Origin of the sequence: Bacillus sp. EB106-08-02-XG196, from assembly GCF_013396335.1 — a bacterium.
GTDB lineage: Bacteria > Bacillota > Bacilli > Bacillales > Cytobacillaceae > Neobacillus.
In genome coordinates this window covers 1-13107 of sequence record NZ_JABWSY010000020.1, presented here as the reverse complement: position 1 = coordinate 13107, position 13107 = coordinate 1, and the positions used below count along the sequence as shown (strand labels likewise).

The 13107-nt window shown below is 41.5% G+C and carries 11 protein-coding genes; 7 read left to right on the top strand and 4 right to left on the bottom strand.

What is annotated here, in order from left to right; translation table 11 throughout:
* Positions 1-9: 9 nt before the first annotated feature.
* The 6 genes from MLOOGBEN_RS24925 (at position 10) to MLOOGBEN_RS24900 (ending at position 5774) form a co-directional block, all read left to right on the top strand.
* Positions 10-1311 (top strand): aromatic ring-hydroxylating oxygenase subunit alpha, encoded by a 1302-nt coding sequence (locus MLOOGBEN_RS24925; protein ID WP_179160986.1) that lies wholly within the window; start codon positions 10-12, stop codon positions 1309-1311.
* 30 nt (positions 1312-1341) lie between these two features.
* Entirely contained in the window at positions 1342-1935 is a 594-nt protein-coding gene (locus tag MLOOGBEN_RS24920) for an aromatic-ring-hydroxylating dioxygenase subunit beta (protein WP_179160985.1), read from the top strand.
* A gap of 30 nt (positions 1936-1965) precedes the next feature.
* A complete protein-coding gene (locus MLOOGBEN_RS24915; RefSeq protein WP_179160984.1) occupies positions 1966-3450 on the top strand; it encodes a glutamine synthetase family protein in 1485 nt (494 codons plus the stop codon).
* Between the two features lie 16 nt (positions 3451-3466).
* Entirely contained in the window at positions 3467-3736 is a 270-nt protein-coding gene (locus tag MLOOGBEN_RS24910; RefSeq protein WP_179160983.1) for a hypothetical protein, read from the top strand.
* A 49-nt stretch (positions 3737-3785) separates the two neighbouring features.
* Positions 3786-4544, top strand: a complete 759-nt coding sequence (locus MLOOGBEN_RS24905) for a gamma-glutamyl-gamma-aminobutyrate hydrolase family protein (RefSeq protein ID WP_179160982.1) — start codon at positions 3786-3788, stop codon at positions 4542-4544.
* Between the two features lie 138 nt (positions 4545-4682).
* On the top strand, positions 4683-5774 hold the full coding sequence (locus MLOOGBEN_RS24900; protein WP_179160981.1) for a maleylacetate reductase: 1092 nt from the start codon (positions 4683-4685) through the stop codon (positions 5772-5774).
* A 164-nt stretch (positions 5775-5938) separates the two neighbouring features.
* Here MLOOGBEN_RS24900 and MLOOGBEN_RS24895 read toward each other — a convergent pair whose 3' ends face one another.
* From MLOOGBEN_RS24895 to MLOOGBEN_RS24885, 3 genes are read right to left on the bottom strand one after another with little or no spacing between them, the layout of a single operon-like run.
* Positions 5939-7120, bottom strand: a complete 1182-nt coding sequence (locus MLOOGBEN_RS24895) for a thiolase family protein (protein ID WP_179160980.1) — start codon at positions 7118-7120, stop codon at positions 5939-5941.
* Positions 7121-7137: 17 nt separating this feature from the next.
* Complete coding sequence (locus tag MLOOGBEN_RS24890; protein WP_179160979.1) at positions 7138-7791, bottom strand: 3-oxoacid CoA-transferase subunit B; 654 nt, start codon at positions 7789-7791, stop codon at positions 7138-7140.
* Positions 7784-8449, bottom strand: coding sequence for a CoA transferase subunit A (locus MLOOGBEN_RS24885; RefSeq protein WP_179160978.1), 666 nt, complete (start codon positions 8447-8449; stop codon positions 7784-7786). Before MLOOGBEN_RS24885 ends, MLOOGBEN_RS24890 begins: the two co-directional genes overlap by 8 nt.
* 182 nt (positions 8450-8631) lie before the next feature.
* Here MLOOGBEN_RS24885 and MLOOGBEN_RS24880 point away from each other — a divergent pair, with 182 nt between their 5' ends.
* Positions 8632-9423, top strand: a complete 792-nt coding sequence (locus tag MLOOGBEN_RS24880; protein WP_179160977.1) for an IclR family transcriptional regulator domain-containing protein — start codon at positions 8632-8634, stop codon at positions 9421-9423.
* Between the two features lie 277 nt (positions 9424-9700).
* On the opposite strand, the gene MLOOGBEN_RS24875 is transcribed toward MLOOGBEN_RS24880, so the two are convergent.
* On the bottom strand, positions 9701-12733 hold the full coding sequence (locus MLOOGBEN_RS24875) for an efflux RND transporter permease subunit (protein WP_179160976.1): 3033 nt from the start codon (positions 12731-12733) through the stop codon (positions 9701-9703).
* Between the last annotated feature and the right edge of the window lie 374 nt (positions 12734-13107).

The window sequence follows — 13107 nt, the reverse complement described above, 5'->3', positions numbered from 1 at the left end:
GGCAACGGAATGGAAAAATATCTTAGTTTAGATGATATGGTTCAACCGCATCGTGTACATCGGAAGCTGTATACAGAAAAAGAAATTTTCGACCAAGAAATGATCAAAATTTTCGGGGGTTCATGGGTGTACTTAGCTCATGAAAGTGAAATTCCCAAACATAATGATTTTAAGACGGTCAATATGGGTAAACGACCAATCATCGTTGTTCGCGATAAATATGGCCACTTTAGTGCGATGTTTAATCGCTGTACACACCGCGGGGCAACGATTTGTCGGGAAGAAAAAGGAAATAGTAAGGTTTTTACTTGTCCTTACCACGGCTGGGCTTTTAAAAACACAGGAGAATTAGCTGGGATGCCTTGGCCGAGCGGATATGCAAAAGATATGGACCGTTCAAATTTGAATCTTTCTCATATTCGTGTGGAATCTTACCGCGGCTTTATCTTTGGAACTTTAAACATGGAAGCACCAGAATTAATGGACCACTTAGGGCCAGCTGCAGCCTTAATGGATCAATGGCTGGACCGTTATGAAGGAAAAAATATTGTTCTACGCAACGCCAACCGAATGGTCTATAACGGCAATTGGAAACTTTCTTATGATAATGGTGCAGATGGATATCATGTAGCCTTTTCACATCGTTCGCTTCTCGCAGTTGGTCAACGTCTTGGTGAAAATAAGGATATGACCTACTTTGCCCAAAACCCTGACCATAGCGAGATGACGATTCAATATCTAGGGAATGGTCACACCTTTGTCGACCAGCGGCCAAATTATAAGAATGTAGGAGATTATTGGAAACAGCAGCGACCACAGCCTGGAAGAGAAGCAATGGAAGAGGCCGTCCGTGCGAAATATGGAGAGGAAGCTGACCGTCTATTGGATCAAGCGATTGGCGGCCAAATGAATCTCTGCATCTTCCCGAACTTACTCCTAATAGGAAATCAAATTCAGGTGATTCAGCCGATTGATGTGGATAGAACGGAACTCACCTGGTATTCAACCCAAGTGGAAGGGCTGCCAGAAGAAATCAATATTCTTCGTATGCGCAGTCAAGAGGATTTCCCTTCATTTGGAGAACCCGATGATATGACCAATTTTGAAGAATGTCATTTTGGATTGACAATTCCAGAAGTGGAATGGGTGGATACCTCTCGTGGGTATGGTATCGAAGGACGACAAATAGTGGATGAGCAGGGAGTCATAAAAGGCCCGGTAACCGATGAATTACCAATGCGCAATTACTTCCAAGAGTGGAAGCGTTTAATGAAAGCAAGTATTGAATTGGCGGCCATTTGTGGGAAGTAAGCAGAAATTGTTGATGAAAGGGTGAGGAAAATGATAGATAGTCATGTAAGAGAGGATACTTCTAGATATTCCTATTATATGGATCTTGACTACTATAAGGAACTAGCAAAAAAAATAAATGCCTGGACAGCAGAAGGTACAAAAGCTGATACCCCTACTGTTATTGAAGTGGAACAGTTCTTGTACCGAGAAGCGCGTCTATTAGATGAAGCCAAGATGGAAGAGTGGCTGCAGCTATTTACGAAGGATTGCCTATATTGGACGCCGGTCACACCTGGTGGAGGCGACCCTTCAAAAGAAGTGACGATTTCCTTTGATGATCGCAGAAGATTGGAAGATAGAATCTATCGCTTGAGAACCGGTTATGCATGGTCCCAAGTTCCAGCTTCCCGGACGATTCGAGTGATTAGTAATGTCGAAGTATGGAAGGAAAATGAAGAAAATCTATACAGAGCACGATGTAATTTTCTGCTGCCTGAGCTTCGTGCAGGCAGGATGAAACTTCTTTCTGGCTGGTATGGATATCTTTTAACAAAAGAAAAGGACGACTGGAAGATACAAGTAAAGCAAAACAACTTGTTGGATTCAGATCAGGCACATGAAAATTTAACGCTGCTTTTATAAATAGGAGATTAGGGTAAAGGGGATGAGTGTATGAGTGAACAAATCGCATTGTTGGAGCATCCAAATTGGAATGAAGAACAAAAGGAAGCAGTTGTCCGTGTGAAGCAAATAGTGGAAGAAAATAAGTTGCAGTTGATTCGGATTGCTTGGGCTGATCAGCATGGGATTTCCCGTGCGAAAACCATTACAGCAAATAATTTTGACAGTATCTTAAAAAATGGAATGGATTTTAACATGGGTCCGCTCTTTTTTGATACGGCTAATTTGCCTGTCTATAATCCTTTTGAATGGGGAGGCGGTGTGGGATTAGAAGAAATGACCGGGTGTCCGAACTATACACTGGTTCCCGATCCGTTGACATTCCGAATCCTGCCATGGGCGCCAAACACGGGGTGGATTTTATGTGATGCGTATTTAAAAAGTGGTCAGCCGCTCATGTATGACACAAGACAAATTTGTAAACAAGCGCTTGCAGACCTAAGGAATCAAGGGTATGAAATGAAGGTCGGTCTTGAAGTGGAATTTGTGCTCACAAAAATCGAGGATACGAATTTAACGATGGATAACTTAGGTGCTCCTGGTTCTCCAACCATCCCTCCAACGGTACGTCCGGTTTCGAGAGGGTATCAATATCAGCTAGAATCACATAATGATGAAATTGATGAAATTCTCCAAGTGTTAATAAGTCATATTACCAATTTAGGCTTACCGCTTCGAACCATTGAAGACGAATTCGGTCCTAGCCAACTTGAATTTACGTTTGCTCCAATGGATGGAATTCAAGCGGCCGATGCGATGATGCTTTTACGGACGGCAGTCAAACAAATTTGCCGCAGACATGGGTATATTGCCACCTTTATGTGTAGACCTGTTTTCCAAGGGATGGCTGCAAATGGATGGCATATGCATCAATCATTAGTGGATCTCCGTACAGGACAAAACGCTTTTGTTCCAACATCAGTGAATGAACCGATTTCAGACATAGGCAGACAATTTATTGGCGGAATAATAAAACATGCACGTGCTGCCACTGCGTTTACTACTCCTACAGTGAATGGGTATAAGCGCTTTAGGGAAAATTCCCTTGCACCAGATCGTGCCGGATGGGGCTTGGATAATCGAGGAACCATGATTCGTGTGATGGAAGACCCTAAAAACGCTCGATTTGAGAACCGGGTCGGGGAACCTGCAGCAAATCCATATTTATATTTGGCCTCTCAAATTTATGCTGGATTAGATGGCATCCAAAATAATATCGATCCAGGCAATCCTAGTACGGAAGGATACAGTGACGAGAAAGAAGCTCTTCCAAAGAGTCTGGAAGAAGCGATAGATGTCTTGAAAAATGATTCATTTTTTAAGGAGAAAATGGGTGCATTGTTTATTGACTACTTAGTGAGTTTGAAAATGAGTGAATTAAACCGATATAAACAGTTCTTAAAGGACCATCAGATTGAAGAGGACCAGTATACCGTGACAGAGTGGGAGCATCGAGAATATTTTGAAATCTATTAATAAAGGAGGAGCGGTAGTGGTTGATCAACAGCAGCAATGGGAAAAAGAACGACTAGAATTAGTTTCAGAAATTACTAGATTAAATGAAACGATTGAAAAATATCGACAGTTTGCTGAGACCGTTCGTACTGCTAAAACAATGGATTTCAGCATCTATGAAGAAGTCCCAAGTCACGACTGGCTCTCCATTGATCGTGAAGATTATGATGAAATCATGGAATCCCTCTCAAACCTTGATGTTTGGAGGCCATGGAGTACGGAAATCTTAAGGCGTCATAACAGGTAGGATAAGTAGCTTTAACCTCCTAATATTGAAATGATGGGAGAAATATGTCATGCCAAAGACTTTTAAAAAACCTGTAATTGGGATTACGACTTGGAGACGTGAGATACCAAATTTTACAGGGGAAAATGACCTTTATACCTTGCATGTGCAATATCACCGAGCTGTAACTGAGGCGGGGGGAGTACCTGTCCTTTTGCCTCACGCTCCAATCACCGACCTGGTCCAATATTTGGATTTTGTAGATGGCATAATTGTGACAGGAGGAGGAGATGTAAATCCTGTTTTTTATGGAGAGGAAAACACTGGACAATCATTGGGGATTCAAAATATTGCGGATCAATTTGAAATTGAACTCATTCGCGAGGCTGCCAAAAGGTATATTCCGATATTGGGAGTTTGCAGAGGTCACCAGATCTTACAGGTCTCATTTGGCGGTAAATTGATGCAGGACATTTATGATAGGTATCCGAATCATCCGCGAATGGGAAAAGAACCACCTCATACCCACTTAGAGCATCCGGTTGTCTTAGAAAGAGGAAGTCTATTAGATGAAATCTATCGAACGGATAAACTAATGGTGAATTCACTTCATCACCAATGTGTTGCAACAGTGGGGAAAGGATTCAAAGCGATTGGCTGGAGTTCGGATGGAATGATTGAAGCGGCACAATCTGATACCGAATGGTTGGCCTTTGGAATCCAATGGCATCCTGAATTGCTTGGTCACTTAGGACAGAAGGTATTTGATTTCTTTATTCAAAGAGTGACAGATCTAATGGCAGGGAAATGTACCGCCGTTCCCTCATAGATGCATCGTATAGAATCCGATTCATACCAAAAGAAGAGTGATGTTTATCTTATTAATAGAAGCGAATAACCTAAATAAGTTGTTCGCTTCTTATTTTTCTTATTATTAATAAATGATAGTTTTAGGGAGGATACAACAATGAAAAGTTTCTTATATGAGTCATTACCTACTCGGGTTGTGTTTGGGGAAGGGGTAATTGAAAATATTCGCGAAGAAGTAGAAAATTTAGGGCTGAAAAATGTTCTTATTATCTCTACCCCTGGTGAACATGAAGTGTCAATTGGGAGAGAATTAGCCGGAAATCTAGGCGAACTCAGTCATGGGGTGTATGCAAAAGCCGTTCAACATGTTCCAATCGAAAGTGTTACAGCGTCAGTGGACTATGTTAACGAGAATAAAATTGATGGACTGATTGCTGTTGGTGGAGGGTCGTCCATGGGATTAGCGAAGGCAAATGTACTTGAAACTCAACTTCCGATCATAGCCATTCCAACTACTTATGCCGGATCAGAAATGACTCCGATTTGGGGGATTACGGAAAAAGGTGTGAAGAAAACCGGGAAAAATCTGATTGTTAAGCCAAAGACTGTGCTTTATGATCCAGCTCTTACCACTAGCTTGCCTGCAGCACTGTCTGTGACAAGCGGTGTCAATGCGATTGCCCACTGTGTAGAAGCGTTATACTCTGAGAGTGCCAATCCAATAACTTCGCTTATGGCTGAGGATGGCATCCGAGCGTTAAGAAAGAGTTTGCCTAAAATCATTGAAAACCCGCTCGATATGGAGGCCAGATCTGATGCACTTTATGGAACATGGTTAGGTGGCACCGTACTAGGAACTGTTGGGATGGCGCTGCATCATAAGCTTTGTCATACAATTGGGGGAACGTTTAATCTTCCACATGCGGAGACACATACGGTGGTTCTGCCTTATGTCATTGCTTATAATGCTGATCATGCACCAGAAGCGATTCAAGCAATATCACGAGCAATTGGGTCTGATCCACAGGATGTAGCAGGTTCTTTATTCGATCTGATTCAATCATTAGGTGTGCCCGTTTCATTAAAGCGTATCGGGCTGAATGAAGGTGATTTAGATAGAGCAGCCGAGTTAGCAACGAAAAATCCATATTACAATCCGCGTCCAATAAACAGGGAATCAATACGTAACCTGCTTGAATCTGCTTTCCACGGAAAGCGACCTGTGTCTGAACAGATGACGGTGAAGTAAGAGTTTTAAAATAGATGAGATTAGTAATTTCAGTTCATTTTTGTAGGTAAAAATGTAATTAAATCAAGGGTTCATACCTTAAAGGGGCGGATCAAAGTTAGAATTTAACTTTGATCCGCCCCTTCGTGTACAGATTACTAAAAACGAAAATTCCTTAACATCATCTAAAGGGATTCCAATAAAATCGCCATTCCCTGACCGCCGCCAATACAAAGGGTTGCTATTCCAAATTGGGTTTGGCGATGGATCATTTCATGGATAAGCTTCGTTATGATGACGGCACCAGTTGCCCCAAGTGGATGTCCGAGTGCAATCGCGCCACCATTTACATTAACTTTTTCAATATCCAAATGAAGTTCCCGAATCACTGCCAGTGATTGCGAAGCAAACGCTTCGTTTAATTCAAAAAGACCAATATCCTTTAGACCTAGACCCGTTTTCTCCAATAACTTGTTGACAGCTGGAACGGGACCTATGCCCATATACCGTGGGTCTACACCAGCAACGGCCCAATTTTTCACAATTGCAAGTGGTTTCAAGCCAAGTGAATGGGCCTTTTCTTTTGTCATTAATAGGAGAGCACTCGCGCCATCGTTCCGACCGCAGGCATTCCCCGCGGTGACTGTTCCATCTTTCTTGAATACAGGTTTTAAACCGGCAAGTTGTTCTAAAGTGGTTTCCCGCATATGTTCGTCTTTCGCAAATTGGAACGTTTCCCTTTTGGTTTTCACTTCAATCGGGACAATCTGGGAGTCGAATTTCCCATTATCCCACGCTTGTTTTGCCCGCTTCTGGCTTTCTAGTGCAAAGCTATCCTGGTCCTCACGGTTAATTCCATACTTTTCTGCAACGTTTTCAGCTGTAACACCCATTCCCAAATCTTTTCCGTACAGATCAATCGGCTGCTGGCCGTTCTCAAGATTAGAGTCAACGGTATAGGGGTTTCCTTCGCCATATCGGGCATTGCGAAGATAGATTGGCGCCCTGCTCATGTTTTCCGTACCCCCGGCAATCACCACCTCATCTGGGTGGAAGGCAAGATGCTGAACTCCAGAAACAACGGCTTGAATCCCAGAAGCACAAAGGCGGTTTACCGTTTGTGCACTCGCTGAAATAGGGATACCGGCACGAAGACTAGCCACACGAGCCACATTGGATGATTCGGTTGATTGTCTCACTTCTCCCAATATCACTTCATTGACAGAATCCGCACCGAGACCAGTAACAGCAAGTACATCCTTGATGACTGCCGCCGCCAAATCCCCTGAATTCACGGATTTTAAGCTTCCTCCAATTTTTCCAACAGCTGTTCGTTTCGCTTCAACCACTACATATTCATTAGCCATCATAATTCTCCTTTCTGCTAAACATGATATTTTGATAGATTCGCTGAAACAATATATTCTGCAGGTGTGATTTCTTTTAGTTCTTGTTCCGTGATTTCTTCTGATATTTCCTCTAAGATCATTTTTCCATTCTCAAAGCGAAACACAGCAAGTTCAGTAATTAAAAGTCTAACTACGTTTTTGGCTGTAATGGGATACGTACATCTTTGAAGAATTTTTGGTTCACCGTTTTTCGCACAATGCTGGGTCGTCACAATCACTTTTTTTGCCCCTGCAACTAGATCCATCGCTCCGCCGACGCCAAGAATATCTTTCCCAGGAACAGCCCAATTGGCGATATCCCCATTTTCGGCAACCTGTAAAGCACCGAGGATGGCGACATCCACATGGCCGCCACGGATCATTGCAAATGACTCGGAGGAGGAAAAGTAGGAGGCACCTATTTGCGCTGTCACGGGTAATTTACCAGCATTAATGATTTCCGGATCAAGCTCTTCTTTCGACGGGGTAGGACCTACTCCAAGCAGCCCATTTTCCGTATGCAAGTAGACATTCTTTTCCTTTGGTAAAAAATCAGCGACGAGGGTAGGGATCCCAATTCCTAAATTGACAATATTGCCATTGCTGATTTCCTTGGCCGCTCGAATCGCCATTTTTTGTTTACTATTCATTCGAGTTTTCTCCCTTCACAATATAGTTGACAAATAAATGAGGGACGACAATTTCCTCTGGATTTAGATCTCCAATTTCGACAATTTCCTCAGCTTCAACAATCGTGATTCTCGCAGCCTTTGCCATATCCGGATTGAAATTACGGGCAGTTTTTGAAAAAACAAGGTTGCCATAGCGGTCTGCTTTCTTTGCCTTAATAAGGGCAACATCTGGGCAAAGTGGAAGTTCAAGAACATACTCTTCGCCATTCATCATGCGTGATTCTTTATTTTCAGCTAGGAGTGTGCCAGCCGATGTTTTTGTATAGAATCCACCAATACCTGCACCACCAGCACGGAGTCGTTCAGCAAGTGTCCCTTGAGGAACAAGCTCCACTTCCAGTTTGCCTTCATTGACATAACGTACGGCATCTATATTGCTAGTAAAGAAAGAACCGATCGCTTTGGTGATTTTGTCTTGCAGCAATATCCTGCCAAGGCCTTTTCCACCAGGCTCTCCAAGATTATTACTAATCAAAGTTAAACCATATACAGGAAGGTCACCAAGTGCATCGACTAATTTCAACGGACAGCCAACAAGACCAAATCCGCCGACGGCGACGGTATGGCCATCCTTAATATTCGAGATTGCATCCTGAATTGTTACAATCTTATTCATTTTTATCCTCCTTTATAATCATTGTTATGTTTTTGTGATGGTTGAGTTTTGTATGTTTATCTGTTACACTATTCGTACACAAATACGAATAGTGTAATATACCTTTATTATAATGAATTTTCTGAAAATAGGCAATAAGATTGTCTGATGTAATGCGTTATTGTTTAATAGGAAAAAGGAGAGTGGAAAAGTTGTACGAGAAAACAGAGGCCAATTATTTCGTCCATTCAGTTGCAAAAGGGCTTGCCGTTTTAACGGCATTTGACTCCAATTCCAACTTGATGTCTTTGGGTGATTTAGAAAGAAAAACAGGAATAAATAAGGCAACGGTTAGAAGGTTTGCACTTACTCTAGCCGATATGGGTTATCTAACCGTAACAGAGGACAATAAGTTCAAACTAAACCCTAAAGTATTGAATCTCGCTGCACATTATCTAGAATCACTTAATTTGCCTGATATAGCCCATCCAATTCTTGAAAGAATCTCCACAGCCATCAAGGAATCGACCAATCTTGCCGTATTGGATGGTTCTGAAATTGTTTATGTAGTAAGGGTGAATGCTGCGAAAAGAATAATCGGAACCAATTTAAGGGTAGGGTCGAGGCTGCCCTATTATGCGACATCCTTGGGGAAAGCCCTTGTTGCTTGGCTTCCGTTGGAGGAGCGAAAAGCGATTTGGGAGCAAGCATCAATAGAAGCTTATACAGAGCATACGATTACTGAGTTTGGTCTACTCGAAACTTGTCTGCAAGCATGCCGTAAAAAGGGCTATGCCGAAGGGAACGATGAATTAGAAGTGGGTTTAAGGTCGATTGCTCTCCCTATTTTTAATAAAAAAGGTGAAACGGTCGCTGCCATCAACATTTCAACGAACTCTAAAAGAACCACAGAAGAAAAAATTAATGACCTCTTTCTGCCGCTTTTAAAAGATGGCGCAGAAGAGATCAACACGCTTGTTAGCATGTTAGGCTAGGAAGCAGAGGATTCTCCTGCTTCTATTTTGGCTCTATTATTATTCCTTGTTGATTTTCGTGCAGGGTTGAGAATAAGGTAAAATGGCTATTTTCCAATTTAAACGGAAATTCTCCGCTTATTTTCTAAACACAGTGCAATCAACATTCAGTTTTAACAGAGCCATTTTTAGTAGACCAGTATTTTTTACTAAAACTCCCATATTGGCTATAAAAAAAGCCGAAAACCTGCAAGTTTATCTTTTGCAGGTTTTCGGCTAATGTAGTGTAAACTATATTTTACATTTGAATCGATTGATCTGTTGATCCCACTATTCTTTGTTTCTTTGATTTTCTAAAATACAATAATTCATAGACACATGGGATGACGATCAAGGTTAAGAGGGTAGCGAGAGCAAGACCGCCAATCACGACTACAGCCAAGCTTTGCGAAACCAAGCTTCCGCTCTGAGACGCTTTAAACAAGAGTGGAATCATCGCACAGATCGTTGCGATGGCTGTCATCATAATCGGCCTCATTCTGGTAGCTGTCGCTTCAATTATTGCTTCGCGAATCGTCATTTTTTCTTCATTTTGTCTGACACGGTCAATCAGAACAATCGCATTGGTTACGACAATTCCAATCAGCATAAGCGCTCCAAGCAGAGCGGTGATATCAACGGAAATCCGGCTGATTAAGATTCCTAAAATCGCACCGATGGCCGCAAGCGGCAGGGAGGTTAATATCGCGATTGGTGCTTTGATTGACTTAAACGTAATGACCATAATCAAGAACACAATTCCGATGGAAACAAGCATTGTTAAGAAAAGATCGGTAAAATCCTCCATTTGCTGGGCACTTGCACCTCCAACAAGAACTTCTACGTCTTCGGGAAGGTCCATTCCTTTATTGTCTTTTTGGTCACCGAATAGTTCGAGGTTTATCTTGGTCGAAATATCAGAGAGTTTAGCAGGATCGACGGTTGCTATGACACGAAGGTAGGTTTCTCCGTCTTTATGGAATTGGCTGGTTGAACTCTCAGCCACTTTTAAGCTTGCAACCTCAGAAACGGGTACCATTCCACTTTCGGTCATTATCGATATATTTTTCAAGTCGTCTTCTGTTTCCGTATTTTGTAAAGGCTCAAGAACAACGGTTGTTTGTTTTTCATTTACCGTAATTGTTCCAAGTGGTGTTTGATTTAACATGACACCAAGCTGCTGGGCAATCTGCTGTGTGTTGCCTTTTGCGGGATCAACAACTAGAGAGTAGACAGTTTTCTTTTCGTCTTGATTTGTTGTTACTTTTTCAACACCGTCAATATCAGAAATGGTTTCTTTAATATTGTTTGCTGTTGTTTCCAGTTGATCGATATCCTCACCAATCACATCGATGGTAATCGAGGTGCCAGCTCCACCCATCATGAAAGAAGCCGTGGCGACTTCTAATACAGCGTCATTATAGTCGTCCTTTTTCTTTTCTATTTCTTTTAAAACCTTATCCGTATCGTCTTTATCTTTTAATAGTATACTGATTACCGCTTCGGTAGCTGAACCGATTTGTCCAAATTGAGCAGAATCGGCTGAAGAACCGACTTGGTTAAAAACATATTCAACCTCATCCATGTCAGTTATCGAGTTTTCAAGTTCAATTGCCTTTTCTTTTACCGTTTCAAAAGGCGTTTCATTCGGGTATTTCAAGGTGGCTGTGATAAAGTCGGCAGAAGAATTGTCAACGGCACCCTTCGGTACAACAAAATAAGCTCCAATCGATCCGGCAAATAAAAGGATTGAAATGGTAAATATGATCCATTTATGATTTAAAGACCATTGAACGGCTTTTGGAAAACGTACGGAAGGTTTATGTTCCGGTAGTTTCGTGTTTTTCAATAAACCAGCACTCATTAACGGTACCAATGTTAAGGCAACCAAAAGGGAGGCCAGTAGGGAATAGGTAACCGTTAAGGCAAATGGTAAAAGGAATTCCTGAAGCCCGCCGTTTAATAAACTCATTGGCAGGAAGACCGCGACAGTTGTTAGCGTGGAGGCTGTAATCGCAACACCAACTTGTTTCGTGGCATCAATCACCATTTGAACCGAGAATTTCTCTGTTTGCATTTTTCGGTAAATATTTTCAATGACAACGATGCTGTCGTCAACAAGTCGCCCAACGGCAACGGCAACACCACCGAGAGTTAAAATGTTTAACGTTACCCCGGAACGATCGAGTAAGAACAAGGTAAAACAAAGTGAGAGCGGAATGGAAACAATCGTAATAAACGTTGTTCGGATATTACGTAAAAAGATCATAATGACAATCGTTGCAAATAACGCACCAAGAAGAACTTCTTTCATCATCGTTTGCACCGATGTTTCAACCATATCAGCTGAGGCGACATAAATCGTAGATTCTTGTGTATCGTATTTTTTGTTAATTTCCTTTGTTACTTTTTCGATTTCTTTACTAATGGTCACAGCATTTGAATGGCTGTCCTTCGTAATACTGATGCTTAATGCTTCGCTGCCGTCAAAACGGTTAAGAAAATTGGACTGATTTGCTTCCTCAATCGATGAGATATCCCCGAGGTTTACATTTGGTGCAACTGGCAGGTTTTTTAGTTTTTCGAGACTTGATAGGTCGCCAATCACCTTAATATTGCTTGTTTTTCCGTCAATATTCTTTTCACCGATTGCAAGCGCGGTGTTTTGCCCTTGAAGAATTCCCAGCACACTCTGAAGGGATATCTGGTGTTGTGCTAACTTTTGATTGTCAATCTTTACGGAGATAACGGGATCAACCAAACCATAGATTTGAACTTGGGCAACACCGTCAATATCTTTGTACATCGGTTCCATTTTTTCTTTTACTAATTCCAGGTTTTCGGTCGTGAGGCCATCTTTAAAGGTTACAGCGATGTTGGAGATAGGAATCATGGAGGTATTTAGCTGCGAAATAATTGGCTTTGATATGTAAGCTGGTAATGCCACATTTGATAAAGCATCTTGAACATCTAATTTTGCCTGTTTCATGTCGGAGCCTGCTTCAAAAAATAAATCTACTTTTGAAAAACCGTCTCCCGTTGTGGAATAAATAGAATTTTTTCCTTTAATACCGGTAACAGCCCGTTCAATTGGAGAAGTGACATCACTTTCCATTGTTTTTGAATCGGTTCCTTGGCCCATTGTGATAATGGTTACCTGCGGATTGTCTGCAGAAGGCAAGAACTCCATCGGTAATCTAAAATAACTAACGACCCCGATAATTAATACTAATATCGTCATCAATGAGACGGCGGCTTTGTTCCGAAAAGCCCATTTTGTGAAAACTGACATAGGTACATCTCTCCTTTAACATAGATATAAAGTTCCAAGTTGAATCCTAACACAAATTCTGAAATGCTTAGCTAATATTTACCATAAAGTAGCAAGAGATTAACAAACTCTTAATAAAATTGAAATGAATTTGATCAACACCGCCTTTTTAAAATCTTCAAAATTCCTACCTAAATATCCCATATTTGCTTTGCTTTGAGGAGACTGATTTTTTTCTACGTCTTAAGTCTTACGCATTACTCCTAACTGTGTATTCCCTCCAAGTAAAGAAAAAAGAAGCGTTATAATAACGCTTCACAGGCTGTCGAGAAACTCTCGACAGCCTTTTATTTTTTCATAAACTTTAATGATTCACCGCGTTAATTTGATATAAT